This window comes from Pseudomonas sp. NPDC090592, assembly GCF_044769185.1.
Classification (GTDB): domain Bacteria; phylum Pseudomonadota; class Gammaproteobacteria; order Pseudomonadales; family Pseudomonadaceae; genus Aquipseudomonas.
Map to the genome: position 1 here is coordinate 46,314 of NZ_JBIVXJ010000014.1, position 26,464 is coordinate 72,777.

The following is a 26,464-nucleotide window of genomic DNA, read 5'->3' on the forward strand; positions in this document are numbered from 1 at the left end:
AGGAGCACAGACCATGACCAACTTCAAATACAACCGCCTGAACAAAGACGACGCCGCCGTACTGCTGGTCGACCACCAGGCTGGCCTGCTGTCGCTGGTGCGTGACATCGAGCCGGACAAGTTCAAGAACAACGTGCTGGCCTTGGCTGATCTGGCCAAGTTCTTCAACCTGCCGACCATTCTCACCACCAGCTTCGAGCAAGGCCCCAATGGCCCGCTGGTGCCGGAACTGAAAGAACTGTTCCCGGATGCGCCGTACATCGCTCGCCCTGGCCAGATCAATGCCTGGGATAACGAAGACTTCGTGAAGGCGGTGAAGGCCACTGGCAAGAAGCAGCTGATCATCGCCGGTGTGGTGACTGAGGTTTGCGTGGCGTTCCCGGCGTTGTCGGCTTTGGAAGAAGAGTTTGATGTGTTCGTGGTGACCGATGCTTCTGGCACCTTCAATGAAATGACCCGCGATGCGGCGCATGACCGCATGAGCCAGGCAGGGGCGCAGATGATGACCTGGTTTGGCGTGGCCTGTGAGTTGCACCGTGACTGGCGCAACGATGTTGAAGGGCTGGCGGCGCTGTGCTCGAACCATATTCCGGATTATCGGAATCTGATGACCAGCTATAACGCGTTGACTGCCGGGAAGTAAGGCGGGAGACCGGGAGAGGGCTGGCAGGTGCTTGCCATGACAGATGCAGCGCCTGTGAGATCGAGCGCCGCCCGCGCGGCGCATCGCGGGACAAGCCCGCTCCCACATTTGTTGCAACGTGGCCATGCCTGTGGGAGAGGCGTTGTCCGCCTTGGTGCATGTCTCGAGACAGGTGGGACTGCAGATGCGCCAGTCGAGAAATCCAGTCAGCGCAACCAGGCTGACAACCATGGCCTGACAGGTTCGGCACGTTGCAACAAATGTGGGAGCGGGCTTGTCCCGCGAAGCGCCGCGCGGGCGGCGCTCGATCTCACAGGCGCTGAATGTGTTGTGGCGAACACCTTTCAGCCCTGATGCCCACTCAAGACATGCACCTATCACCCCCCACACCACCTCAACCCATGCCCCCACCACCACACCTTTAGTCACGAATGCCCCTTTGACTCCCCCGCAAGCAGTGCTTCACTGGGTCTCTCAAGCCTACCCGGATCCAGGAGCCCCCGATGAACCTGCACCAGTACGCTGAAACCCACGAAGTCACCAACCAGCCACCGCCGCTCGACGGCGCCAACCTCTACCGCCTCGACCTGCCATTGCAAGAGTGGTCCCGGCGCTTTGGCGCAGGCTGGGCCGAGTCGCGGATCGACGCCTACGGTGCCCTGGCTGGTGGCCCGTTGATGCAGGCAGGCTTCCTGGCCAACGCGCACACACCCGAATTCAGCAGCCATGACCGCTATGGCCATCGCATCGACCTGGTCGAGTTCCACCCCGCCTACCACGAACTGATGCGCACCGCCGTCGAGCACGGCCTGCCGTCGCTGCCATGGGCCGAACCCCGCCCCGGCGCCCATGTGGCGCGGGCTTCGATGACTTACCTGCACAGCCAGGCCGAGGCCGGTACCGGCTGCCCGCTGACCATGACCTTCGCCGCCGTGCCAGCCCTGCGCCTGCAACCCGAGCTGGCTGAATACTGGCTGCCGAAGATCCTCGCCTGCGAGTACGACCCGCGCAACGTCGGCGACCGGCACAAGGCCGGGGTCACCCTGGGCATGGCCATGACCGAAAAGCAGGGCGGCACCGATGTGCGCGCCAACACCACCCGGGCCTACCCGGTCGGTGCGCCGGGGCCGGGCCAGCCCTACGAGCTGGTCGGCCACAAGTGGTTCTGCTCGGCGCCCATGTGCGACGCCTTCCTGACACTGGCGCAAACCGAAAAGGGCCTGAGCTGCTTCCTGCTGCCGCGCCATCGCCCGGACGACAACCGCAACCAGTTCTATATCCAGCGCCTGAAGAACAAGCTGGGCAACAGCTCCAACGCCTCCAGCGAAGTCGAGTTCCGTGGCGCGCTGGCATGGATGATCGGCGAAGAAGGGCGCGGTGTGCCGACCATCATCGAAATGGTGGCCATGACCCGCTTCGACTGCATGGTCGGCTCCAGCGCCCTGATGCGCCAGGCACTGACCCAGGCTGCTCACCACTGCGCGCACCGCAAGGTCGGTGGCCGGGTGCTTAACCAACAGCCGCTGATGCAGAACGTGCTGGCTGATCTGGCATTGGAAAGCGAGGCCGCGTTGGCCTTGAGCCTGCGCATGGGCCAGGCGCTGGAGCAACTGGATGACCCGCAGCAGGCGCATTTCGCCCGGTTGGTCACCGCGGTGGGCAAGTACTGGATCTGCAAACGCGCGCCGGCCATGATCAACGAGGCCGCCGAGTGCCTGGGCGGTGCGGGCTATGTGGAAGACAGCATTCTGCCGCGGCTGTACCGCGAAGCACCGGTCAACTCGACCTGGGAAGGCTCGGGCAATGTGCAGTGCCTGGATGTGCTGCGAGCCTTGTCCAAGGAACCGGGGGTACTGGATGCGTTGTTTGCCGAACTGGGCGATGGCCACGGTGACCCGCGCCTGGCGGCGCACATCGGCAACCTCAAGGGGGCGTTTGCCGATACCGGCGACATGCAGTACCGGGCGCGGCAGTTGACCGAGGATATTGCCTTGGCATTGCAGGCCAAGCTGTTGCTGGAGGCGGGGAATGCAGTGGTCAGTGATGCGTTTATTGGCAGCCGGTTGGCGGGTGGTGGCCGGGTTTACGGTGCACTGCCGCGTGGTATCGATGTGCAGGCCCTGGTGGCGAGGGCGACGCCAGCCTGGACGAATTGAGTTGGTTTCTTCGCGGGCATGCCCGCTCCCACAGGACCTTCACAGATTTCCAGGCCAGCGCCGTACCTGTGGGAGCGGGCGCGCCCGCGAATGAACCCAACACCGATCAATGGGGATGTATTTAGCCCAGAAGGCAGGCAAGATGGTTCACATGCATGTCCAGACAGGAAGCACAGTGTGAGCCACGCTTTTGTAGTCGTTGATACCCCCGAACAGGCCGTCGACCGTCTGGCGGCCCTGCATGATCAGGCCACCGGGGCCCTTAGCCAGGCCCTCAAGCGTTACCTGAAGGACCGTACCGAGCCAGACGCCGACGAGCGCGACCTGTTCCGCTACCCGGCACTGCGCCTGACCTACTACAGCCACGGTGAAGTCGCCGCCACCACGCGGGCCTACGCCAAGGTCCAGGTGGCCGGCACCTACAGCGTCACCGTCACCCAGCCTGCCGCGTTCCGCAGCTACCTGCTGGAACAGCTGCGCCCCTTGATGCACGACTACACCGTCACGGTAGAGGTCGGCGTCAGCGAGCAGAACATTCCTTACCCGTACGTGGTCGACCAGGGCGACGAACTGGCCGGCAGCGGCATCACCGCCGCGCAACTGGCGCGGGTGTTCCCCAGCACCGACCTGTCGGCCGCTACCGACAACATTGCCGATGGCCTGTACGACTGGGACCGTGCGGAAATCCTGCCATTGGCGCTGTTCGATGCCGCGCGCGTGGATTTCTCGCTGCGCCGCCTGGTGCACTACACCGGCAGCGACTGGCGCCATGTGCAGCCGTGGATCCTGCTGACCAACTACCACCGCTATGTCGACCAGTTCATCAGCCACGGCCTGGAGCAACTGCGTGACGACCCGCGCTTTGTGCGCATGGTGCTGCCGGGCAACGTGGTGATCGAAAAGGGCATGGACCACGGTGAGACCCAGGCTTTGGTAGCCAGTGTGATCTGGCACCGCTACCAGATGCCGGCCTACCACCTGATCGCCGCCGATGGCGATGGCATCACCTTGGTCAACATCGGTGTCGGCCCGTCCAACGCCAAGAACATCACCGACCACCTGGCTGTGTTGCGCCCCCACTGCTGGCTGATGATCGGCCACTGCGGCGGCCTGCGGCAGTCGCAAACCATCGGCGATTACGTGCTGGCGCATGCCTACATGCGCCGTGACGGGATTCTGGATCGGGTGGTACCGCCGAATATCCCGATTCCGGCCCTGGCCGAAGTGCAGCTAGCGTTGCAGGAAGCCGCAGCCCAGGTTACCGGTGAGCGTGGCGAACAGCTGAAAAAGCGCCTGCGCACGGGCACCGTGCTGACTTACGACGACCGTAACTGGGAGTTGCGCTGGGCGCAGGAGCGCCCGCTCATCAACCTGTCGCGTGCGGTGGCGGTGGACATGGAAAGCGGCACCATTGCCGCCCAGGGTTATCGTCTGCGCGTGCCGTACGGCACCTTGCTGTGTGTGTCCGACAAGCCGCTGCACAGCGAGATCAAGCTGCCGGGTTCGGCCAACGCCTTCTACAACCGGGCAGTCAGCCAGCACCTGAAGATCGGCATTGCTGCCCTCGACCTGCTGCGCACCGAGCTCAACTCGCTGCACTCGCGTAAACTGCGCAGCTTCGATGAGCCGCCGTTCCGCTGAGGATCCATGTCACTGCCACCCCGTAACAAGCCGCGCCGCCCCCAGGCGCGGCCTGCCGCCGGCCCACGTCGCCAGGCCAAGGCGCCGCCGGCCGAGCCGCGCCTGATCCTGTTCAACAAACCGTTCGACGTGCTGACGCAGTTCAGCGACGGCGAGGGGCGGGCGACGCTCAAGGACTTCATCGACATCCCGGGCGTGTATCCGGCGGGGCGGCTGGATCGTGACAGCGAAGGGCTTTTGCTGTTGACCAACGATGGCGGGTTGCAGGCGCGTATTGCCGACCCGAAGCACAAGCTGGCCAAGACTTACTGGGTACAGGTGGAGGGCGAACCGAGCGACGAGCAGATCCAGCGCTTGCGCGATGGCGTGGAGCTGAACGACGGGCCGACGTTGCCGGCAGAGGCACGGCGGCTGGATGAGCCTGAACTGTGGCCACGCAACCCACCGGTGCGCTTTCGCAAGAGTGTGCCGACCTGTTGGCTGGAGTTGGTGATTCGGGAAGGGCGTAACCGCCAGGTACGGCGGATGACGGCGGCGGTGGGGTTGCCGACCTTGCGCCTGGTGCGGGTGCGGATTGGAGATTGGGCGCTGGATGGGCTGGAGCAGGGTTGCTGGCGCGAAGTTCCTGCCAAGCTTTAGTCCAGTTCAGGGGCCATTCGCGGGCACGCCCGCTCCCACAGGGACGGCGCAGTACTTGAAGGCAGCGCCAAACCTGTGGGAGCGGGCGTGCCCGCGAATGGCCCTGAAATTTTTACACCCCTTCGAGAAACCCCACCACCACGCTCTTGATGATAAAGGCCAGCACCCCCAGCCCCAGCACGAAGAACAGGATCAACGTACCAAACTTCCCGGCCTTGGACTTTTTTGCCAGGTCCCAGACGATGAAGCCCATGAAACCGATCAACACGGTGACCAGGATGATCATCATCCACTCTTCGAATACGGCGGGATCCATCGGTGTTCTCCAGGCAGGCTGAGCAGCCGATTATACGCCGGCTGCCGTGGGCATTTAACGCAGGTGGGTCAATGGCATCTCGGTACTGGCCAGCACCTGGTTGAGCACGAAGCTCGAGCGCACGCTGGTGACGCCTTCGATACGGGTCAGGCTGCCTAGCAGCAGTTTCTGGTAGTGGTCCATGTCGGGTACCACCACTTTAAGCTGGTAATCGGCATCCATGCCGGTGACCAGGCTGCATTCAAGCACCTGCGGCAGGTTGCGGATGGCCGCCTCGAAGGTTTCGAAGCGTTCCGGGGTGTGGCGGTCCATGCCGATCAGCACGTAGGCGGTCAGGCTCAGGCCCAGCTTCTTGCGGTCGAGCAGGGCCACCTGGCGCGAGATGTAGCCGTCGTCTTCCAGTTGCTTGACCCGACGCGAGCACGGCGAAGGCGACAGGCCGATGCGTTCGGCCAGTTCCTGGTTGGAAATGCGCGCATCGCGCTGCAATTCGGCGAGGATGCTCAGGTCGTAGCGATCAAGTTTGCTCATGGAAGTTGGCCTTTTCTGTTCGTGTTGCTTCGAATTATCAATCCAGGGTGAAAAATTGCGCAAGTGCTATTTATTCGAGCAATCTTCGCAATCCTGTGCTGCAACCTGTCCGGTATCTTTATCAACAGAATCACTGCCCGGACATCAGTCCACGGCGACGCGCTCTAGGCGGGCGGTCGCGGCCAGCCATCCAACAGGATCTGCAGGCCCCCGGGCTACACACCCTCCAGAAGACGGTGTGAGGTGAGCCGGCGCCACAAGTGCCGAGCACGGACGACAATTCCTGAAGGGAGGCCCTGCGGCCTCCCTTTTTTCTGTCTGGAAATTTAATTGGCCTGTGTGGCGGGCGCGGTAGACTGGCTGTAGTTGCCGAATTGTCTACCGAGAGGAACACCATGAAGTCGCGCATCTGGCAGTTGGCAGGTGTTGGTTTGCTGAGTTTGAGCATCAGCCTGGGGGCGCTGGCCGAAGGGCCGGGTGAGGGGCACGGTGAACACGGTCAGCAGGTGCAAGGTGAGGGCGGGCCGGGCCGCACGCTCAACTCGCGCGACGAAGTGCGCCAGACCCAGGCGCCACGCCAGGGGTATTACCAGGACATACCTCGACGCCACGGTGATGACCGCTGGCAGGGGCGCCCGGATGGCCATGGCAATGGCTGGGGGCCTGGGCCGCAGTATCGTCCCGGGCATACGGTGGACCATTTTCCTGACCGCTACTGGAAAGTGCCTTACCGTGGCGCGGATTACTTCTACTCCGGTGGCTACTGGTACCGCCCGCACGGTGGCAGCTACATCGTGGTGACGCCGCCTTACGGCGTGCGGGTCAACTACTTGCCACCGTATGCCCGGGAAGTGTGGCTGGGCGGGGCGCTGTTCTTCCTGGTGGCCGATACTTATTACCAGTACCTGGCGGACAGCCAGGAGTACGTGGTGGTCAACCCGCCAGTTGGTGCGCCGGCACCGGCACCGGTGGCACCCTCGAACGGTGGCTATGACGTGGTGGCGTACCCGATGAATGGCCAGGGACAGGAACAGCAGGAGCAAGACCGTTACCAGTGCCACCGCTGGGCGGTGAGCCAGTCGGGCTTCGACCCGGCGACGGCGACCTATGCGCCGCCGGCCAATGTGCTCAGCCTTTACCAGCGGGCGCTGGGCGCCTGCTTCAATGGCCGAGGCTACAGCATCAACTGAGCCGGGTGTTTTGCCTGCAAGGGCCCTATCGCTGGCAAGCTAGCTCCCACAGGGACTCCACCGGCCTGAAGGCATGCGCAATACCTGTGGGAGCTGGCTTGCCAGCGATAGGGCCCTTGCAGGTTTACACAGGGTCTGCGTGCACCATCACATCCGCCTGTGGATAACGCTGGCGGATCACCTTTGATGCCTGAACGCACAACCCATGCGCTTCATGCAGCGGCAACTGCCCCGGAAGCTCAAGGTGCAATTGCACGAACCATTGGTTGCCCGACACCCGCGTACGCAGGTCATGCACGCCTTTCACGCCGGGAATGGCCAGCACCAGCGCGGCCATGCCTTCGCCGACATCGCCCGGCAATTCCTTGTCCATCAGGATCGCCGTACTTTCGCGGGCAATCTGCAACGCGCTCCAGAGGATGTACAAGGCGATGCCCAGGCCGAACAGCGCATCCAGTTGTGGCCAGCCAAAACGTGCCAGCAACAGGGCCAGCAGAATGCTGCTGTTCAGCAGCAGGTCGGAGCGGTAGTGCAGGGAGTCGGCCCGCACGGCGGTGGAGCCGGTCAGGCGAATGACCTTGCGCTGCAGTGCCAGCAGGGCAAGGGTCAGCACCAGTGACAACAGCATCACGGCGATGCCGATACCGGTATCGCCCAGGGGTTGTGGCGTGTGCAGCCGTTCGGCTGCCTGCACGCCGATCAGCACCGCACTGACGGCGATGAACAGCGCCTGCGCCATGCCGGCCAGCGCTTCGGCCTTGCCATGGCCAAAGCGGTGGTCGTCGTCGGCCGGGCGCAAGGCGTAGTGCACGGCGAGCAGGTTGAGAAACGAGGCAACAGCATCCAGTGCCGAGTCAGTCAGCCCGGCCAGCAGGCTGACCGAGCCGCTCAGCCACCAGGCCAGCGCCTTGCTCAGCACCAGGATACTGGCCACCGCCAGTGAGGCGCGGGTGGCCAGGCGCAGCAGGCGCTGGTGTTCGGCTGGGGTGATCATCCGTGGTCAACGTCCGTGCGGGGGTTCAGGCGGCCGGTACCAGGCCCAGGCTGGCCAGCTGTTCGATGCTGCCGCGGTGCTGGATAAGCCGCGGGTCGTTCAGCGGCAGGCGCTGGCCCAGTTCGCTTTCGATGATGGCCTGCAACTTCAGGTTGTCGACCTTGCCGTCAGCGCTTACGGCTTCCTGCAGTTTTGCCGGGTCTACCTGGGCGGTTCGGCCACCCGGGTAATAAATGGCACCAGTGGCAAAGTCGATGCCGAAGGCGATCAGCCCCGGGATCACGTAGAACAGGATGCCGATGGCATCCATGGCCGCGACCACAGGGTCGATCTTGCCGCCGATCTGGCCGCGACGGTCTGGATAGAAAATCGTGCCGCAGGCCGTCAGCTGGGTCAGCAGGGTGACAATCAGGGCGCCGCCGATGACGCGGGATGGGATGCGCATGTAAATCTCCGAGAGGGTGTTCAGCAGGGCAGGCGAAGCGCCTGCGCCTGAAGCTTAAGACCATGATAGAGCAGGCTGGGTTCGCCGTTATACTCGCGAGATTGTTCGAGGACCACCATGATTTCATTACCGATCGATGCCGTCTTGCCCGCCTTGCGCCAAGCCTTGGAAAAACGTGACGAAGCCGTGCTCGAAGCACCACCCGGCGCCGGCAAGACCACCCGCGTGCCGCTGGCCTTGCTGAACGAGCCGTGGCTGGCCGGGCAAACCATTCTCATGCTGGAGCCCCGGCGCCTGGCGGCGCGTGCGGCTGCCGAAAGGCTGGCCAGCGAACTGGGCGAGCAGGTGGGCCAGACCGTGGGCTACCGCATACGCCTGGACAGCAAGGTCGGGCCGAACACCCGCGTCGAAGTGGTAACCGAAGGTATCCTCACCCGCCGCCTGCAGGCCGACCCGGCGCTGGAAGGCGTGGGCTTGCTGATCTTCGACGAGTTCCATGAGCGCAGCCTGGATGCCGACCTGGCCCTGGCATTGAGCCTGAACGGCCGCGAGTTGCTGCGTGACGACCCGCCGCTGAAGATTCTGCTGATGTCCGCCACCCTGGAAGGCGAGCGCCTGTCGCGGTTGCTGGACGATGCCCCGGTGGTCAGCAGTGAGGGCCGCATGTATCCAGTGGATATCTGCTGGGGCCGGCCTTTGCAGCCGGGTGAGTTCATCGAGCCACGGGTAGTGGACAGTGTGCTGCAGGCGCTGGCCGAGCAAACCGGCAGTGTGCTGGTGTTCCTGCCGGGCCAGGCCGAGATCCGTCGGGTGCACCAGAGCTTGCAGGAGGCACTGGGCGAGCGCCCCGGGATTCTGTTGTGCCCGCTGCATGGCGAACTCGACCTCAATGCCCAGCGCGCCGCCATCGACCCGGCGCCCAAGGGCCTGCGCAAGGTGGTGCTGGCGACCAACATCGCCGAGACCAGTCTGACCATCGACGGCGTGCGTGTGGTGATCGACGCAGGCCTGGCGCGGGTGCCGCGTTTCGACCCCGGCAGTGGCATGACCCGCCTGGACACTCAGCGTATCTCTCGTGCCAGTGCCACCCAGCGCGCAGGCCGCGCCGGGCGCCTGGAGCCGGGCGTGTGTTACCGCCTGTGGTCCGAGGCCCAGCATGACCAGCTGGCGGCCCATGGCAGTGCCGAGATCTTGCAGGCCGACCTGGCAGGGCTGGCCCTGCAACTGGCACGCTGGGGCGTTGCACCTAACCAGCTGCGCTGGCTCGATCAACCGCCCAGTGCGGCGTTTGCCCAGGCCCAGGACCTGCTGGCGCGGCTTGGGGCATTCAAACCGGGCAGCCGCGACAACCTCAGCGACCACGGCCAGGCCATGGCAGAACTGCCGGCGCATCCACGTATCGCCCATTTGTTGCTGCGCGGTCAGTACCTGGGGTTGGCAACCATGGCCTGTGATGTGGCGGCGTTGCTGGGAGAGCGGGATATCCAGCGCGGCGGAGGTGCCGACCTGCACAGCCGGCTAGCCCTGGTCAGCGGCGAGAGCAAGGCCAGCCGTGGCGGCCAGGGTGGCGTGCAGCGTGCCCGGCAGCTGGCGCGACAGTACCGTGGCCTGTTGCGCGGCAAGGCCGGGGCCGCCGTTGCCGACCCGGGCCATCCGCGTTGGCTTGGCGCCTTGCTGGCGCTGGCCTACCCCGACCGGGTCGCGCAGCAGCGACGTGAAGGGGGCGCCGAGTATCGCCTGGCCAATGGCCGTGCAGCCTTGTTCGGCGAAGTCGATGCGTTGATGAAATACCCATGGCTGGTGATCGCCGACCTGGGCAGCCGCCAGGGCCAGCGCGAAGAACGTATCTACCTGGCGGCAGAGTTCGACCCGGCGTTGCTTGATGACGTGCTGGCCGAACAGGTCGAGCGGGTTGATCTGCTTGATTGGGATGAGCGCGAGCAGGTGCTGCGTGCCGAGCGCCAGAGCAAGGTCGGTGAGCTGATACTCAGCCGCGAACCGTTGCCTGGCCTGAGCGACGAAGCGCGTGCCAAGGCGCTGCTTGGCCTGGTACGGCGCAAAGGCCTGAACCTGCTGACCTGGACCCCGGAGCTGCGCCAGTGGCAGGCGCGGGTGGCCCTGTTACGGCAACTGGACATGGCCAGGGACGGGCAAAGCGACTGGCCCGACCTGGGTGACGAAGCGCTGCTCGCCAGCCTGGAAACGTGGTTGCAGCCCTATCTGGGCAAGGTTTCGCGCCTTGGCCACTTTGCCGCACTGGACCTGCCGTCGTTGCTGCGCAACCTGTTGCCCTGGCCATTGCCGCAACGCCTGGAAGAACAGGCTCCTGCTCACCTGACGGTGCCATCGGGCTCGAACATTCGCCTGGACTACAGCGAAAACCCGCCGATTCTCGCCGTGCGTCTGCAAGAGTTGTTCGGCCTTGCCGACACCCCGCGCATCGCCAATGGCCGGCAGCAGGTCAAATTGCACCTGCTGTCACCGGCACGCAGGCCGGTGCAGGTGACCCAGGACCTGGCCAACTTCTGGCGCACCACTTATGCCGAGGTCAAAAAGGACCTGAAGGGCCGCTATCCCAAGCATTACTGGCCGGACGACCCGCTGGTGGCCGAGGCCACGGCGCGGGCCAAGCCGCGGGGTACCTGATCAGGTCGGGCCTGGGCTTCACGCCCCGGCTTCGCCCTCCAGCAGCATGAACAGGCGGTACAGCACCACAGTGCTGAACAGCTGCAGGAAGCCGCTGAGGCTATCCATGGCCAGCTCCATGCCAGGTGATGGCTCGGGGAAGGCCATCAGCAGCAGCCCGTCGATCAGCCAGATCGGTGCAAGCACCGCCACCACGCAGATCATGATGCGCATGAAGTGCCCGGTGGTCATGCTGGCGCTTTCGCGCATAGCCTGCACCACTGGCCGGCCGCGCAGTACCAGCAGGTACTCGGCGAACACCAGGTTGATCATGATCCACACGCCCGGGAAGATGAACAGCGCAAGGCCGGCCATGATCAGCAGCGAGCTGATGAGAATCAGCAAGGCCAGTTGCGGCCATAGCTGCACGGCGCGGGCGAGCAGGTCGCGTTTGCCGATGTCCTGGCCATTGCTGCGGGTGTGCAGGTAAAGGATCAATGCGGCGCTGTACAGCGGGTAGAACAGCAGGCTCACCAGCATGCCGTAGGCCGGCGATGCCTGGTCGCCCATCTGCCGGTACAGCAGCTGGGTGAGCAAGGCCTCCAGCACCACCAGCGGCAGGCACAACTGGAGGATGTTCGGCAGGTGGCGGCGGAAGAAGTACAGGGAGTCGCGCAGAACGCTCAGCGGATTCATCAGTCAACATCGCATGGCAATAAAACAGGGGCGTAACTTTAGCCCAAAGCAGGCCCGTGGCTGTCACTTGCTGAAAAAAGTTTCACCGCGCCAGTGATTGAATCCCGTGCCGCTACACCCCATCTTTGACGCTGTCCGTTGTCCCGCTACCCCACGAGGTCGCCCCATGAACACTGAAGAACAAACCCTGATCGACGGCCTGTTCGGCCGCATCAAGCAAGCCGAAGATCCAAGCCAGCCGCGTGACGCGCAGGCGCAGGCGTGCATCGAGCAGCACCTGCGTCAGCAACCGGCAGCACCTTACTACATGGCCCAGGCCATCCTGGTGCAGGAGGCTGCGATCAAGCGCCTCGATGAGCAGAACAAGCAACTGGAAGCCGAATTGCAGCAGGCTCGGGCCCAGGCACAGGCCGCACAAGCTGGCAACAGTGCGCCGAGTAATGGTGGCGGTGGCTTCCTGTCGAGCATCTTTGGTTCGGGTGGGCGCAGTTCGGCTCCAGCCGCACAGCCGCAGCGTCCTGCTGCAGCCCCGGTGGCCTCGGGTGGTGGCTGGCGCGAACCCTCGGCCCCGGGCTTCTCCCAGCCGCAAGCGCAGGCGCAGCAGCCCGGTTTTGGCGCCGCGCCGGCGCGTGGCGGTGCCAGCAGCTTCCTCGGTGGTGCCATGCAGACTGCAGCCGGTGTGGCCGGTGGTGTGTTGCTGGCGCAGGGCATCAGCAGCCTGTTCAACCACAACTCGCAGCCCGAAGAAGTGGTCGAGGTGATCAAGGAAGAGCCGACGCCGGCCAGTGACAGCGGCGGCTGGAACGACCAGGGCGGGCAGCAGCAAGTGGCTGACAACGGTGGTTGGGGCAATGACCAGGGCGGTTATGCCGACACCGATTACGGCAGCGACGATGGCGGGTTCTTCTCGGACGACGATTCGTACGTCTGACAGGTCTGGCATACTGCTGGCATTTTTGGGGGCGCGCTGCGCCCCTTTCGCGACGCAAGGCCGCTCCTACACGGGTACGCAATTCCCTGTAGGAGCGGCCTTGTGTCGCGAAAGGGCTGCACCGCAGCCCTCAGCATTCCAGGCCAGACATGAGGTTCCCAGGTGAAAAAGATCGCGCTGTTCGCCGATGTGCAGAACCTCTACTACACCGTGCGCCAGGCCCATGGCTGCCATTTCAACTACACCGCATTGTGGGCCGACGTCAGCCGTGAGGGCCAGATCGTCGAAGCCGTGGCCTATGCCATCGACCGTGGCGACAGCAAGCAACAGCAGTTCCAGCAGATCTTGCGCAACCTCGGTTTCGACGTGCGCCTCAAACCCTTCATCCAGCGCAGCGACGGTTCGGCCAAAGGTGACTGGGATGTGGGTATCACCCTGGATGTGATCGATGCAGCCAGCCGGGTCGACCAGGTGGTGCTGGCCTCTGGCGATGGCGACTTCGACCTGCTGCTGGAGCGGGTGATCCAGCGCCACGGTACCGAGGCCGTGGTGTATGGCGTGCCTGGGCTTACCGCCTTGTCACTGATCCGTGCAGCCACCCGTTATGTGCCCATCGAGGGTAAGCTGTTGCTCAAACATTGAGGGCCCTTCATGGAACGCATTGCTGTCATCGACTTTGAAACCACCGGTATTACCCCCAGTGCAGGCTGCCGCGCCACCGAAGTGGCGGTGGTGATGCTGGAGGACGGGCGCATCGTCGAGCGCTACCAGAGCCTGATGAACGCCGGTGTGCCGGTACCGGCCTTCGTTGCCGGGTTGACGGGCATCACCACCAGCATGCTGCGCAGTGCGCCGCCGGTGGACAAGGTAATGAACGAAGTGGCCGAATTTGTCGGCGACACCCCGCTGCTGGCACACAACGCGGCTTTTGACCAGAAATTCTGGGACTACGAACTGGGCCGCATCGGCCGTAGCCGCAGGCAGTCTTTCGCCTGCTCCCTGCTGCTGTCGCGGCGCCTGTTGCCGATGGCGCCGAACCACAAGCTGGGCACACTGACCCGTTGGGCCGGCCTGCCGGACACCGGCACCGCGCACCGGGCCATGGCCGATGCCGAGATGGCTGCCAACTTGCTGCAACACCTGGCCGGCGAACTGCGCCAGGCCCATGGTATCCAGCAACTTTCGCATGACTTCCTGTGCCGCTTGCAGAAAGTGCCCGCCGCGAAGATCCGCGAAACCCTGGCCAGATACCGTTAAGGCTCACCACTGCCCAAACCGGACGCACCAAAAGTGTGCCGCTCATTTCGAGCGATTTTGTAACTGATGTTTACCCAGGCAGGCTATTAAACTGAATCACCCGTAAACGGATTTCGAGTTTTCCCATGCCTGCCGCCCGCCGCTTCCCATTGTTGCTCATTGGTGCTTTTCTGGCCTTGTACCTGGTCTGGGGGTCTACCTACCTGTTCATTCGCATTGGGGTGGAGAGCTGGCCGCCGATGCTCATGGCCGGGGTGCGCTTTCTGATTGCTGGTGGCCTGCTGTACGGTTTCTTGCGCTGGCGCGGTGTGCCGGCGCCTACCTGGCCGCAATGGCGAGCGGCAGGGGCGATCGGTTTTCTGCTGTTGAGTTGTGGCAACGGCGGCGTGACGGTGGCCGAGCATGCCGGCGTGGCATCGGGCGTGGCAGCGCTGGCGGTGGCCACCGTGCCACTGTTTACCTTGCTGTTCGGCTTGTTGTTCGGGCACCGCAATTCGAAGCTGGAATGGGCGGGGATTGCCCTGGGGTTGGTGGGGATCGGCCTGCTGAACCTGGGCTCCAACCTGCAGGCAAGCCCGGTTGGCGCGGCGCTGATCATTTTTGCTGCGGCGTCGTGGGCGTTTGGCTCGGTGTGGAGCAAGTCCTTGCCGCTGCCTCAGGGGCCGATGGCGAGTGCTGCAGAAATGCTGGTGGGCGGTGCGGTGCTGTTGCTGGGCAGCGTGCTGTCGGGCGAGCGCATGACGCAGATGCCGACCGCAGCCGGCTGGGGGGCGTTGGCCTACCTGGTGTTCTTCGGCTCTATCCTGGCGTTCAGTGCCTACATGTACCTGCTCAAGCATGTGCGCCCGGCCGCCGCCACCAGTTATGCGTACGTCAACCCGGCGGTGGCGGTGTTGCTGGGCATTGTCTTTGCCGGCGAACAGATTGGTGCCGAAGAGTGTGTGGCCATGGCGGTGATTATCGGCGCGGTGGTGCTGATCGGCTTGCCGCAGTGGCGCAAGGCCCCAGCGCTGGCGCAGCCGTTGAAAGGCGAAATCTGCAAGTAGGTCGGGGCGATGCGGTAAACTTGCCGCCTTCGCTGAACCCCCTTACGGTATTGCCATGAATTTCGCCAAACTCGGCCTGATCGAACCGCTGCTGCGCACCCTGCAGCAGCTGGACTACACCACTCCGACCCCGGTGCAGGCCAAGGCCATCCCTGCCGTGCTGGCCGGCCGCGACCTGATGGCCGCAGCCCAGACCGGCACCGGCAAGACCGCAGGCTTTGCCTTGCCTGTACTGCAGCGCCTGGCGCTGGAAGGCGAGAAGGTGGCCAGCAACTCGATCCGCGCGTTGGTGCTGGTGCCTACCCGCGAGCTGGCCGAGCAGGTGCACAACAATGTGCGCGAGTACGCCGAGAACCTGCCGCTGAGCACTTACGCCGTATACGGCGGGGTCAGCATCAACCCGCAGATGATGCGCCTGCGCCGTGGCGTCGACCTGCTGGTGGCCACCCCGGGCCGCTTGCTCGACCTGTTCCGGCAGAACGCGGTGAAGTTCAACCAGGTGCAAATGCTGGTGCTCGATGAAGCCGACCGCATGCTCGACCTGGGCTTTGCCGAAGAACTGCAATCGGTTTACGCCGCGCTGCCACGCAAGCGCCAGACGTTGTTGTTCTCCGCTACCTTTTCTGACCAGATCCGCATGTTGGCAGGGCTGGCGCTGAATGACCCGCTCAGCATCGAAGTGAGCCCGCGCAATGCCACCGCCGCCAGCGTCAAGCAGTGGCTGGTGCCTGTGGACAAGAAGCGCAAGGTCGACCTGTTCTGCCACCTGCTGCGCAAGCAGCGCTGGAAGCAGGTGCTGGTGTTCGCCAAGACCCGCAACGGCGTTGACCAGTTGGTAGAGCGCTTGCTGGCCGAAGGTGTCAATGCCGATGGCATTCACGGTGACCGCCCGCAGGCCACCCGCCAGCGGGCGCTGGACAGCTTCAAGGCCCGCGAGATCCAGGTGCTGGTGGCAACCGATGTGGCGGCCCGTGGCCTGGACATCGATGACCTCCCGCTGGTGGTCAACCTGGACCTGCCGATTGTTGCCGAGGATTACGTGCACCGCATTGGCCGTACTGGCCGGGCGGGCAACAAGGGCGAGGCGATTTCGCTGGTGTGTGCGGATGAAGTACAGATGCTGTCGGCCATTGAAGTGCTGACCCGACAGACCTTGCCGCGCCATGAAGAGCCGGACTTCATCCCGGAACACAGGGTGCCGATGACCGATGCCAGTGGCCAGGTGATCAAGAAGCCGAAAAAGCCCAAGAAGCCGAAAGAGAACAGCGCCAAGCGCGGGTTGGGGCGCTGGATGGACAGTAGTGGTGAGGCGGAGCCGGCGGTGAAGGCCGTGCGCAAGGTGCCTAGCTTCAATGGTGGGCCGCGTAAGCGTAAGCCGTAAATTTGCAGCCATCTCGTTCCTGTGGGAGCGGGCATGCCCGCGAACACCGGCGCAGCCGGTGCCATCCATCGCGTCGCTTGCTTCGCGGGCTTGCCCGCTCCCACAGGGATCGCAGCAGCCTGTGGGCTCTATGCAAGGCAGTTGGGGCGGTATCAGCTTGGGGTTTTTAGCCAATCCGCCGCCGCCCGCCCGGCGCGCAGCCCACTGGCAAAACACGCCGTCAGCAAATACCCCCCGGTCGGCGCCTCCCAGTCCAGCATCTCGCCGGCACAGAACACCCCCGGCATGCCCTTGACCATCAACCCCTCGTCCAGCCCCTCGAAACGCACCCCGCCAGCACTGCTGATCGCTTCATCCAGCGGCCGAGTGCGCACCAGCGTGATCGGCAACGCCTTGATCGCCCGGGCCAGCGCCTGTGGGTCGGCAAAGGTCGCCTGATCGGTCAGTTCCCGCAGCAGTGCCGCCTTGACCCCATCGATGCCCAACTGGCTGTGCAAGTGCTTGGCCATCGAGCGTGAACCGCGCGGCTTGGCCAGTGCCAGGGCAATCTTGTCCACAGGCTTGTCCGGCAGCAGATCGAGCAGTAGCACCCCTCGGCCACTGTGGTTGATGGCCTCGCGCAGCGGCGCTGACCACGCATACACGAGGCTGCCTTCCACGCCTTGCGCGGTGAGGATGAACTCGCCCTTGCGCGGTGCACTGCCAGGCACGCTGAGGGCAATGTTCTTCAGTGGCGCACCTGCGAACTTCTCCTTCAACAATGCGCTCCAACCGGCCACTTCGAAGCCGCAGTTGCTTGGCTGCAAAGGCGAGATATCCACAGCCCGTTCCGCCAGCAGCGGTTGCCAGCTGCCGTCGGAGCCCAATCGCGCCCAGCTACCACCGCCCAGTGCAAGCACCACGACCGCAGCCTTCACGGCAAGCTCGCCCTGTGGATAAGCAATTCGCAAGGCACCGTCGGCATTCCAGCCCAGCCAGCGGTGGCGGGTGTGGATAACTACCCCGGCTTCGCGCAGGCGCTTGAGCCAGGCGCGCAGCAGTGGCGCGGCTTTCATGTCGGTGGGAAACACCCGCCCCGAGGTGCCGATAAAGGTTTCGATGCCCAGGCGGTGAATCCACTGGCGCAAGGCTTCGGCGTCGAAGTCACGCAGCAGCGCATCGATTTCGCGCTGGCGCCCGGCATAGCGGGAAACGAACGCCGGGTAAGGCTCGGAGTGGGTGATGTTCATGCCGCCAACGCCCGCCAGCAGGAACTTGCGCCCCACCGAAGGCATGGCATCGAACACCTCGACCGCAAGGCCCGCCTGGGCCAGCGCTTCAGCAGCCATCAGGCCGGCAGGGCCCCCACCAATCACGATGGCGAGGGGAGAGGAGGCGGGGTTCAGATCGGGCATGGTGGGCAGCAGGCTGTGGAAAAGAGGCGCATTCTAGCGCAGGGCTGCCCACGGAAGCACTGGTCAAAAAACAATCAGTTCTCTGCAGGCCTTGCCGACAAAGGGCTACAGCGCCTTTCCCGCAGGTTATCCACAAGCGGTTCCACAGTCATTGTGAACAACCGATGACCCGTGCCGCGCTGTGGTGAAGGATGCCATGGCGCCTGGCCAACGCTTGGCGGTCCTTGCTGTAGCCGCCGCCGATCACGCCTACCACCGGAATGTCGCGGCCCAGGCAATGGCGCAGCACGGCTTCGTCACGGGCGGCAACCCCCGCGTCAGTCAGTTGCAGGTAACCCAGGGCATCGTCCTTGTGCACATCGACGCCGGCGTCGTACAGCACCAGGTCGGGTTGGTAGAGGGGTAACAGGTAGTTGAGGGCATCGTCCACCACCTTCAGGTAGGCCGCGTCGCCCATGCCGCGCGGCAGGGGGATGTCCCAGTCACTCTGCGCCTTGCGCGCCGGGAAGTTCTGTTCGCAATGCAGCGACACGGTGATGGCTTCGGGCGTGTCGTGCAGGATGCGCGCGGTGCCGTCGCCCTGGTGCACATCGCAGTCGAAGATCAGTACCTGATGCACCCGGCCAGCCTCCAGCAGGTAATGGCTGATCACGGCCAGGTCGTTGAAGATACAGAAGCCGGCGGGGTGGTCGTAATGGGCGTGGTGTGTACCGCCAGCGAGGTGGCAGGCGATGCCCTGTTGCAGTGCCATTTCGGCGGTTAGCAGCGAACCACCCACTGCCCGCACCGTGCGCCGGGCCAGGGCTTCGCTCCAGGGTAGGCCGAGCCGGCGCTGGTCCTCGCGGGACAGGTCGCCGTTCATGTAGCGCTCGATATAGCCGCGGTCGTGGGCCAGGGCGAGGATGTCGTTGGGGCAGATGTCCGGGCGCAGCAACGCCTGGTCGGTGGTCAGCCCGCTGTCGACCAGGTGGTCGTGCAGCAGGCGGAACTTGTCCATCGGGAAGCGGTGCTCGGCGGGGAACTCCGGGCTGTAGTCTTCGTGGTAGATCAGCGGCAGCGGCATGAGGTGTTCGCAATCAGGGCCAGTGCTGATCTTGCCATGGCCGGGGCAGCTTTGCTGCCCAATCGCCGGCAAGCCAGCTCCCACAGGTAGTGCACAAGCCTCGAAGGCCATGGGGGACCTGTGGGAGCTGGCTTGCCGGCGATGAGGCCAGATCAGGCCAATGCTATCTCCCTGTGCTGGCCAGCACCCGCTGCCAGTCCGGCTCGTTCAAGCGCCCGAGGATGCGTGCCTTGCCGTTGCCATCCACCGACACGAACAGCGCACTGGCATAGCCACTCTCGCGCTCGCCACCCACAACGTTGTGCTGGCGGGCGAAATGGTCGATGCAGCCGTTGTGGGTCACCAGCACCAGGTTATGCCCCGGCCTTTTATGGGCCATCGCTTCGCTGGCGAACTGCTTGTCGCAACCTTCCAGCCAGTCCTCGCTGGCGACTGCCTGGCCGAGGATGAAGTGCGCGGTCTGCCGGGTACGCAGCTTCGGGCTGCTGAGCAGGTCGGCATTGTCCAGGCCCAACTGGTTCAGCCCTTGACCAACGCGCCCGGCGGCCTGGCTACCGGCCACCGTAATGCCGGTGGGGTCGTCCAGGCAGGGGCCGGGGGCGCTGTCGCAGCGTTCGGCATGGCGGATCATTACGATCACTGCACCGTCGGCCCAGTCCTGCAGCAGGCCACTGTCACTCAGTTGTTGCTCGTTACCAAGGTCCACGATATGCGTCCTCGTCGCCAGCCAGGTGGTCAATGCCGCAACGACCATGCACAGGCCAAGGGCGGCACCGAGGGCTTTGCGTGACAGGCGCCGCTTGCGCCGGGCGTGGATGGCTGGGTGGCCCAGGGTGTTGCTCGATAGCATGTGTTGCTCCGTTGGCAGTGCCGCGGCTGGTGCGCAGGTGGATGGCGGCATCCTGCCAAGCGGCCTGTCGGGAGGCGGTGAAGGGCTTGTGAAAATTGCATTCGGCGGCTGTTGCTGGGTGAAACCTGCGCTCGCGCCTACGCTGTAAACTGCAACACGGCAAAACCGGAGCAGGCCCGATGACCCCCATTCTTGAACTGGAAAGCGCACGGCTGGTAATGCGCCAATGGCACGATGACGACCTGGGCGAGTTCGCTGCGCTGTGTGCCGACCCGCAGGTAATGCGTTATTTCCCGGCACCGCTGACGCGCCTTGAAGCGGCTGCACTGATAGGCCGCGTGCGCGGGCATTTCAACGAGTACGGCTTTGGCCTGTGGGCGCTGGAGCGCAAGGACAGTGGCGCATTCATCGGCATGACCGGGCTGTTGCATGTCGGCTTCGATGCCGATTTTACGCCGGCTGTGGAAATTGGCTGGCGCCTGGCGCGGCGCCACTGGGGCCTGGGTTTTGCCAGCGAGGCAGCGTGGACCAGCCTGCGTTGTGCTTTCGCCCAGTTGCGCCTGGAGGAGGTGGTGTCGTTCACTAGCGAGAGCAACTTGCCGTCGCAGAAGGTGATGCAGGCCATTGGCATGCAGCAGGACCTGAACGGCAGTTTCGAACACCCCCGCCTGGCCGCGGGCCACCCGCTGCGCCCCCACGTGCTGTACCGCATCGACCGCGCGCACTGGGAGCGCACCCTGCGCCCCTGAATGCACGGCCATGCCCGGTGCGAATGACAAACCCTGTATCATTTGCCTTCATTACAAGCGCTGTAGAGACGTGTTGCCTTGCGAGGAGAACCCCCGATGAGTCATGTGTTGGACGACCTGGTCGACCTGTTGAGCCTCGAAGCCATCGAGGAGAACCTGTTCCGTGGGCGTAGCCAGGACCTGGGCTTCCGCCAGCTGTACGGTGGGCAAGTGCTGGGCCAGTCGTTGTCGGCGGCCAGCCAGACGGTCGAGGACGCTCGCCATGTGCATTCGTTGCACGGCTACTTCCTGCGCCCGGGTGATGCCAGCCTGCCGGTGGTGTACTCGGTGGACCGCGTGCGCGATGGTGGCAGCTTCAGCACCCGTCGGGTGACGGCGATCCAGAAGGGCCAGACCATCTTCACCTGCAGCGCGTCGTTCCAGTACGACGAGGAAGGTTTCGAGCACCAGGCGCAGATGCCTGACGTGGTCGGCCCGGAAAACCTGCCCACCGAGGTAGAGCTGGCGCGCGCCATGGCTGACCAGTTACCCGAGCGCATTCGCGACAAGGTGCTGTGTGCCAAGCCAATCGAGATCCGCCCGGTCACCGAGCGCGACCCGTTCAACCCCAAGCCCGGGGACCCGGTGAAGTACGCCTGGTTTCGCGCCGACGGCAACCTCCCCGATGTGCCGGCCCTGCACAAATACATGCTGGCTTACGCCTCGGATTTTGGCCTGCTGACCACTTCGCTGTTACCACATGGCAAATCGGTGTGGCAGCGCGACATGCAGATTGCCAGCCTCGACCATTCGCTATGGTTCCACGGCAACCTGCGCGCCGACGAGTGGCTGCTGTACGCCACCGACAGCCCGTGGGCCGGTAATTCCCGCGGTTTCTGCCGTGGCAGCATCTTCAACCAGGCCGGGCAACTGGTGGCTTCTTCGAGCCAGGAAGGCCTGATTCGCCATCGCAAGGATTGGGCATGAGCCTGGGCGAGGTACGCAACTGGGTGTTCGACATGGACGGCACCCTGACCGTGGCCGTGCATGACTTTGCCGCCATTCGTGTGGCGTTGGACATTCCGGCCGAGGACGACATCCTTACCCATCTGGCGGCCTTGCCGGCAGATGTAGCCGCGGCCAAGCATGCCTGGTTGCTGGAACACGAGCGCGACCTGGCACTGGCCTCCACCGCGGCCACCGGGGCGGTGGAGCTGGTGCGCGAGCTGGCCGGGCGCGGCTGCCGGCTGGCTATCCTGACCCGTAATGCGCGGGAGCTGGCGCATGTGACGCTGGAGGCCATCGGCTTGGCCGATTGCTTCCCGGTGGAGCATATTCTGGGGCGTGACGAGGCGGCGCCCAAGCCCAGCCCGGATGGGCTGCTGAAGATTGCCAGTGCCTGGGGCGTGGCACCGGGCGAGCTGGTGATGGTGGGGGATTATCGGTTCGACCTGGACTGCGGGCGGGCGGCTGGAGCCCGGACGGTGCTGGTGAACTTGCCCGACAACCCTTGGCCGGAGCTGGTGGATTGGCATGCGGCCGATTGCCGGGCTTTGAGGGTGATGCTGGGCTGATGCTGGTGTTGGGAGTGCGGGCCTCTTCGCGGGCATGCCCGCTCCCACAGGTATTGCGCACGTCTCAGGTCCTGCGGCGCCCCTGTGGGAGCGGGCGTGCCCGCGAAAGGGCCGGACCTGTCTATGCTGAACCCCATTCTTTCCTCTGATACGGAGACTCACCCATGACCAGCAAGGCCATCTACGTACAACCCGGCGGCGGCTACGACAAGGTCGAGGTCGGCACCAGCGAGGCCCCCGCGCCCCAGGCCGGCGAGATCACCGTGCAGCTGCACGCCAGCTCCCTCAACTACCATGACTTCGCCGTGGTCAGCGGCATGTGGGGGCCGAGCGAGCGGCGTATCCCCATGGCCGACGGTGCTGGCGAAGTGGTCGCGGTGGGGGCGGGCGTCACGGAGTTCCGGGTTGGCGACAATGTAGTCAGCACCTTCTTCCCCGACTGGCTCGACGGCCAGGCCAATGTCGAAGGCTTTGCCAGGGTGCCCGGCGACGGTATCGATGGCTATGCCCGCGAGCAGGTCACTGCCCGCGCCAGCGCGTTCACCCTGGCGCCCAAGGGCTTCAGCCACGCCGAAGCGGCTACGCTGACCACGGCCGGCCTCACCGCTTGGCGTGCGCTGATGAGCGATGACCACCTCAAGCCTGGCGACACGGTGCTGGTGCAGGGCACTGGCGGTGTATCGATCTTCGCCCTGCAGTTTGCCAAGCTGGCCGGCGCGACGGTGATCGCCACCTCGTCCAGCGACGCCAAGCTGGAGCGCCTGAAGGCGTTGGGCGCCGATCACCTGATCAACTACAAAAGCACCCCGGCGTGGGGTGAGAAGGTTCGCCAGCTCACCGACAACCGTGGTGTCGACCATGTGATCGAAGTGGGCGGCCCGGCGACGCTGGAGCAGTCTATGATTGCCGCGCGCATCGGTGGGCATGTGTCGCTGATCGGCATTCTCACCGGTGTGGCCGGGCAGCTGCCGCTGGTGCAGGCGCTGGTGCGCCAGATTCGCCTGCAAGGTGTGCTGGTGGGCAGCCGCGCCCAGCAGCAGGCGATGGTGCGGGCAATCGATGCCAACGGCCTGCGGCCCGTGGTGGACAAGCATTTCGAGCTGGAGCAGATCGTCGAGGCGTTCCGCCACCAGGAAAGCAACCGGCATTTCGGCAAGATCTGCCTGACCTGGTGAGTTGAGCCGGCCGGATGTAACGGCCACTCTACAAGCCAATACATTCGCGCACATCGGCAGCGCAGGGCGGCTGGCTAGAATGCCCCGCTCTGTTGCGACTGATTCTCTTCAAGAGGATGCCCCGATGTGTTTGCTTCCCCATTCCTGGCGGCGTGTGCTGCCTGCCTTGTTGCTGTTGGCGTCCTGCCTCGGCTTTACCCAACCCGCTATTGCCGTGCAAGTGACCGATGTACTTGGGCGCAAGGTCGAAGTCGACCACGCTCCACAACGCATCGTGCTTGGCGAAGGGCGGCTGTTTTTTGCCCTGGCCTTGCTCGACCGCGACAACCCGTTCCAGCGGGTAGTCGGTTGGCAGAACGACATGCGCCTGCTCGACCCGCACACCTACGAGGTCTATGCGCAAAAATATCCACAAGTGGCCCAGCTGCCGCTGATTGGCCAGGCCTCCGAGCAGAGCGTGAGCGCCGAGCAGATTCTGGCACTCAAGCCCGACCTTGCCATTTTCAGCATCGCCGGGGAGGGCCCGACCCAGCACAGCCCGGTGGCCGACCTGCTGGAAAAGGCCGGCGTGCCGGTGCTGTTCATCGATTTTCGCGTGCACCCGATCCGCAATACCCGGGTGAGCATGCAAGCGCTGGGCACGCTGCTGGGGCGCGAGCCGCAGGCGGCGCAGTACCTGAGCCTGTACGACCGCCACCTGAAGCGGGTAACCGACGGCGTGGCCGGGATCAAGGACAGCGAGCGCCCCAAGGTGTTTCTCGAACTGCTGGCCGGCGTATGGCAGGCGCCGGGGCATACCACCGGCAAGAGCGGCCTGGGTAGTGTGGTCGAAGCCGTAGGCGGGCATAACATTGGTGCCGATGTGGTGCCTGGGGCGTTGGGTGATGTCAGTGTCGAGTATGTGCTGCAAGCCGACCCGGACGTGTACATCGCCACCGGTAACCGCGCACCGGGCGTGCTGCTGGGGGCCGGTGTGTCGGCCGATACGGCACGCCAGAGCCTGGCGAAGATCACCGCACGCCCCGAGTTCGCCCCGCTGCGGCCGATCCAGGCTGGCCAGGCGCATGGCCTGTGGCATGACTTCTACAACTCGCCGTTCAACATCCTGGCGATCGAAGCCATGGCCCGTTGGGTGCACCCGGAGCGCTTCAAGGACCTGGACCCGCAGGCGACCATGGGCGAAATCAACCAGATGCTCAAGGTAGGCCTGGACGGCCACTACTGGGTCAGCGCCCAGTGACCGCGCAGGCTCACCCGGGCGCCGCGCAGGCCGCCTGGCATTACCGCCGGTTGCTGTGGCGCCGCACCTGGCTGGTGGCGGGCCTGGCCCTTTTGCTACTGCTGTCGGTGCTGGGTGACCTGGCCAGCGGCGCTTCTGGCATGAGCCTGGGGCGCCTGCTGCAGGGGCTTGGCGACCCGGCAACGCTCAGTGCCACCGAGCGGGTAATCATCTGGAACGTGCGCCTGCCCTACACGCTGATGGCCGTGCTGGTGGGCGCGGCATTGTCGCTGGCGGGCGCCGAGATGCAGGCGATCCTCGACAACCCGTTGGCCAGCCCATTCACCTTGGGCGTGTCGTCGTCTGCCGCGTTGGGTGCATCGTTGGCGATTGCCTACCCGCTAGGCATCGCCTGGCTGGCGCCCAGTGCGCAGGTGACCGTGATGGCGTTTGTTTTCGCCTGCCTTTCGGTCGTGCTGCTACAGGCCATGTCGCGCTTGCGTGGCGCCGGGGTGGAAAGCCTGGTGCTGTTCGGCATTGCCCTGGTGTTCAGCTGCAACGCACTGGTGTCGTTGCTGCAACTGCTGGCCACCGAGGACGTGTTGCAGCAACTGGTGTTCTGGACCTTGGGCAGCCTGGCGCGGGCCGATTGGCAGAAGCTCGGCATCCTGGCGTTGGTGCTGGCGCTGTTGCTGCCGTTCTCGCTACGGGCGGCACCTGCCATGACCTTGCTGCGCATGGGTGAGGACCGCGCGCGCAGCTTTGGCGTGGACACCCGGCGCCTGCGTCTGGCCTCGCTGTTGCGCATCAGCCTGCTGTCGGCAACGGCGGTGGCGTTCGTCGGCACCATCGGTTTCGTCGGCCTGGTCGGGCCGCACATCGCCCGCCTGCTGGTGGGCGAGGACCAGCGCTTTCTGCTGCCGGCCAGTGCGCTGGTGGGGGCGCTGATGCTGTCGCTGTCGTCGATTGCCAGCAAGGTGATCTTGCCGGGGGTGATCGTGCCGGTGGGTATCGTCACCGCGTTGGTGGGGGTGCCGGTGTTCGTGGTGTTGGTGTTTCGCCGGGGGAGAAGGCTGTGAGCCTGTTGATCGAGAATGTTTCGGTGGCTTACGGCGCGCGGCAGATTCTGCATGGGGTGAGCCTGCCGGCGTTGCCGGCCGGTAGCCTGGTAGCGCTGGTCGGGCCCAATGGCGCGGGCAAATCGACGCTGCTGAGGGCATTGGCGGGGCTGGAGCGGATGCGCGGCGGGCTGAGCCTGGATGGGCAGGACGTGACCCGGCTGGGCTTTGCCGAGCGCTCGCGGCGCCTGGCCTACATGCCCCAGCAATTGCCACCCGGCATCGCCTTGGGCGTACTGGAAAGCATTGTCGCGGCCTTGCGCGTGAGTGGCAGCGACGACCTGTTGGGCAACGCTTACCAGGCGTTGCGCCAGTTGGGCATCGAGGGGCTGGCCGAGCGCTCGCTGGACGGCCTGTCTGGTGGGCAACGGCAGTTGGTGGCGCTGGCCCAGCTGTTGGCGCGTAACCCGCAGGTGCTGTTGCTGGACGAGCCGACCAGCGCGCTGGACCTGCATTACCAGTTGCGGGTGATGGATGCAGTGCGTGAGCGGGTGCAGGCGCATCGGTTGCTGGCGGTGGCGGTACTGCACGATATCAACCTGGCGGCCAGCCATGCCGACTGGCTGGTGGTGTTGCGCGAGGGCAGGGTGGTGGCCTGTGGGGCGCCTGGGGACGTGCTGCAGCCGGGGTTGCTGGCTGATGTGTATGGCGTCGAGGCGCGGGTGGAACAGTGTTCTCAAGGACGCCTGCAAGTGCTGGTTGACCGGGCGCTCGCCTGACTTTCAAGTTGACGCGGTCCCCTGTAGGAGCGGCCTTGTGTCGCGAAAGGGCTGCAAAGCAGCCCCTCGATTTATGTGAAAAAGCTGAAGGCCGGGGGCTGCTTCGCAGCCCTTTCGCGACACAAGGCCGCTC

The 26,464-nt window shown here is 64.7% G+C and carries 26 protein-coding genes; 18 read left to right on the top strand and 8 right to left on the bottom strand.

Annotation, left to right across the window (positions count from 1 at the left end; translation table 11 throughout):
• Positions 1-13: 13 nt before the first annotated feature.
• From ycaC to ACIQUI_RS14600, 4 genes are all read left to right on the top strand, one after another.
• Positions 14-643 (top strand): isochorismate family cysteine hydrolase YcaC, encoded by a 630-nt coding sequence (gene ycaC / locus ACIQUI_RS14585; RefSeq protein ID WP_403194906.1) that lies wholly within the window; start codon positions 14-16, stop codon positions 641-643.
• Between the two features lie 503 nt (positions 644-1,146).
• Positions 1,147-2,799, top strand: a complete 1,653-nt coding sequence (locus tag ACIQUI_RS14590; RefSeq protein WP_403199640.1) for an acyl-CoA dehydrogenase family protein — start codon at positions 1,147-1,149, stop codon at positions 2,797-2,799.
• A 177-nt stretch (positions 2,800-2,976) separates the two neighbouring features.
• Positions 2,977-4,440, top strand: a complete 1,464-nt coding sequence (amn, locus tag ACIQUI_RS14595; protein WP_403199643.1) for an AMP nucleosidase — start codon at positions 2,977-2,979, stop codon at positions 4,438-4,440.
• A 6-nt stretch (positions 4,441-4,446) separates the two neighbouring features.
• Entirely contained in the window at positions 4,447-5,079 is a 633-nt protein-coding gene (locus ACIQUI_RS14600; protein ID WP_403199646.1) for a pseudouridine synthase, read from the top strand.
• A 112-nt stretch (positions 5,080-5,191) separates the two neighbouring features.
• Here the strand turns inward: ACIQUI_RS14600 and ACIQUI_RS14605 are convergent, their stop codons facing one another.
• Positions 5,192-5,395 (bottom strand): DUF2788 domain-containing protein, encoded by a 204-nt coding sequence (locus ACIQUI_RS14605; protein WP_003249787.1) that lies wholly within the window; start codon positions 5,393-5,395, stop codon positions 5,192-5,194.
• Positions 5,396-5,449: 54 nt separating this feature from the next.
• Entirely contained in the window at positions 5,450-5,926 is a 477-nt protein-coding gene (locus ACIQUI_RS14610; RefSeq protein WP_016712159.1) for an Lrp/AsnC family transcriptional regulator, read from the bottom strand.
• Positions 5,927-6,321: 395 nt separating this feature from the next.
• On the opposite strand from ACIQUI_RS14610, the gene ACIQUI_RS14615 reads away from it, so the two are divergent.
• Entirely contained in the window at positions 6,322-7,116 is a 795-nt protein-coding gene (locus ACIQUI_RS14615; RefSeq protein WP_403199648.1) for a DUF6515 family protein, read from the top strand.
• Between the two features lie 124 nt (positions 7,117-7,240).
• Here ACIQUI_RS14615 and ACIQUI_RS14620 read toward each other — a convergent pair whose 3' ends face one another.
• The gene (locus ACIQUI_RS14620; protein WP_403199651.1) at positions 7,241-8,110 is read right to left on the bottom strand and encodes a cation diffusion facilitator family transporter; all 870 of its coding nucleotides are present in this window, start codon (positions 8,108-8,110) and stop codon (positions 7,241-7,243) included.
• Between the two features lie 25 nt (positions 8,111-8,135).
• Positions 8,136-8,555 (bottom strand): polyribonucleotide nucleotidyltransferase, encoded by a 420-nt coding sequence (locus ACIQUI_RS14625; RefSeq protein WP_391135373.1) that lies wholly within the window; start codon positions 8,553-8,555, stop codon positions 8,136-8,138.
• Between the two features lie 117 nt (positions 8,556-8,672).
• Between ACIQUI_RS14625 and hrpB the strand changes: the two genes are divergently transcribed.
• Positions 8,673-11,201, top strand: coding sequence for an ATP-dependent helicase HrpB (hrpB, locus tag ACIQUI_RS14630; protein ID WP_403199653.1), 2,529 nt, complete (start codon positions 8,673-8,675; stop codon positions 11,199-11,201).
• A gap of 18 nt (positions 11,202-11,219) precedes the next feature.
• On the opposite strand, the gene ACIQUI_RS14635 is transcribed toward hrpB, so the two are convergent.
• Positions 11,220-11,876 carry a YciC family protein gene (locus ACIQUI_RS14635; RefSeq protein WP_403199655.1) on the bottom strand — a complete coding sequence of 219 codons (657 nt, stop codon included), beginning with the start codon at positions 11,874-11,876 and terminating at the stop codon, positions 11,220-11,222.
• 166 nt (positions 11,877-12,042) lie between these two features.
• Between ACIQUI_RS14635 and ACIQUI_RS14640 the strand changes: the two genes are divergently transcribed.
• From ACIQUI_RS14640 to ACIQUI_RS14660, 5 genes are all read left to right on the top strand, one after another.
• Entirely contained in the window at positions 12,043-12,807 is a 765-nt protein-coding gene (locus ACIQUI_RS14640) for a DUF2076 domain-containing protein (RefSeq protein ID WP_403199658.1), read from the top strand.
• 162 nt (positions 12,808-12,969) lie between these two features.
• Complete coding sequence (locus ACIQUI_RS14645) at positions 12,970-13,449, top strand: NYN domain-containing protein (RefSeq protein ID WP_016489324.1); 480 nt, start codon at positions 12,970-12,972, stop codon at positions 13,447-13,449.
• A 9-nt stretch (positions 13,450-13,458) separates the two neighbouring features.
• Positions 13,459-14,064 (top strand): PolC-type DNA polymerase III, encoded by a 606-nt coding sequence (locus tag ACIQUI_RS14650; RefSeq protein WP_403199661.1) that lies wholly within the window; start codon positions 13,459-13,461, stop codon positions 14,062-14,064.
• A gap of 125 nt (positions 14,065-14,189) precedes the next feature.
• Positions 14,190-15,110 (top strand): drug/metabolite exporter YedA, encoded by a 921-nt coding sequence (gene yedA / locus ACIQUI_RS14655; RefSeq protein WP_403199664.1) that lies wholly within the window; start codon positions 14,190-14,192, stop codon positions 15,108-15,110.
• Positions 15,111-15,165: 55 nt separating this feature from the next.
• Positions 15,166-16,491: a DEAD/DEAH box helicase gene (locus ACIQUI_RS14660; protein WP_403199667.1), complete on the top strand. Its 1,326-nt coding sequence runs from the start codon at positions 15,166-15,168 to the stop codon at positions 16,489-16,491.
• Between the two features lie 152 nt (positions 16,492-16,643).
• Here ACIQUI_RS14660 and ACIQUI_RS14665 read toward each other — a convergent pair whose 3' ends face one another.
• The 3 genes from ACIQUI_RS14665 to ACIQUI_RS14675 all read right to left on the bottom strand — a co-directional run bounded on the left by ACIQUI_RS14665 (position 16,644) and on the right by ACIQUI_RS14675 (position 19,798).
• Positions 16,644-17,885: a TIGR03862 family flavoprotein gene (locus ACIQUI_RS14665; protein WP_403199670.1), complete on the bottom strand. Its 1,242-nt coding sequence runs from the start codon at positions 17,883-17,885 to the stop codon at positions 16,644-16,646.
• A 148-nt stretch (positions 17,886-18,033) separates the two neighbouring features.
• Positions 18,034-18,948: a histone deacetylase gene (locus ACIQUI_RS14670; protein WP_403199673.1), complete on the bottom strand. Its 915-nt coding sequence runs from the start codon at positions 18,946-18,948 to the stop codon at positions 18,034-18,036.
• A gap of 163 nt (positions 18,949-19,111) precedes the next feature.
• Entirely contained in the window at positions 19,112-19,798 is a 687-nt protein-coding gene (locus ACIQUI_RS14675) for a histidine phosphatase family protein (RefSeq protein WP_403199675.1), read from the bottom strand.
• Positions 19,799-19,977: 179 nt separating this feature from the next.
• On the opposite strand from ACIQUI_RS14675, the gene ACIQUI_RS14680 reads away from it, so the two are divergent.
• The 7 genes from ACIQUI_RS14680 to ACIQUI_RS14710 all read left to right on the top strand — a co-directional run bounded on the left by ACIQUI_RS14680 (position 19,978) and on the right by ACIQUI_RS14710 (position 26,331).
• Positions 19,978-20,547 (top strand): GNAT family N-acetyltransferase, encoded by a 570-nt coding sequence (locus ACIQUI_RS14680; protein WP_403199677.1) that lies wholly within the window; start codon positions 19,978-19,980, stop codon positions 20,545-20,547.
• Between the two features lie 96 nt (positions 20,548-20,643).
• Positions 20,644-21,513, top strand: coding sequence for an acyl-CoA thioesterase II (tesB, locus tag ACIQUI_RS14685; protein ID WP_016712127.1), 870 nt, complete (start codon positions 20,644-20,646; stop codon positions 21,511-21,513).
• Positions 21,510-22,100 (top strand): HAD family hydrolase, encoded by a 591-nt coding sequence (locus tag ACIQUI_RS14690; RefSeq protein ID WP_403199680.1) that lies wholly within the window; start codon positions 21,510-21,512, stop codon positions 22,098-22,100. The genes tesB and ACIQUI_RS14690 overlap by 4 nt, the downstream gene beginning before the upstream one ends.
• A 164-nt stretch (positions 22,101-22,264) precedes the next feature.
• Positions 22,265-23,275: an NAD(P)-dependent alcohol dehydrogenase gene (locus tag ACIQUI_RS14695; protein WP_403199683.1), complete on the top strand. Its 1,011-nt coding sequence runs from the start codon at positions 22,265-22,267 to the stop codon at positions 23,273-23,275.
• Positions 23,276-23,399: 124 nt separating this feature from the next.
• A complete protein-coding gene (locus ACIQUI_RS14700) occupies positions 23,400-24,515 on the top strand; it encodes an ABC transporter substrate-binding protein (protein WP_403199686.1) in 1,116 nt (371 codons plus the stop codon).
• Positions 24,512-25,573 carry a FecCD family ABC transporter permease gene (locus tag ACIQUI_RS14705; RefSeq protein ID WP_403199687.1) on the top strand — a complete coding sequence of 354 codons (1,062 nt, stop codon included), beginning with the start codon at positions 24,512-24,514 and terminating at the stop codon, positions 25,571-25,573. Before ACIQUI_RS14700 ends, ACIQUI_RS14705 begins: the two co-directional genes overlap by 4 nt.
• Complete coding sequence (locus ACIQUI_RS14710; RefSeq protein ID WP_403199689.1) at positions 25,570-26,331, top strand: ABC transporter ATP-binding protein; 762 nt, start codon at positions 25,570-25,572, stop codon at positions 26,329-26,331. The genes ACIQUI_RS14705 and ACIQUI_RS14710 overlap by 4 nt, the downstream gene beginning before the upstream one ends.
• Positions 26,332-26,464 lie beyond the last annotated feature (133 nt).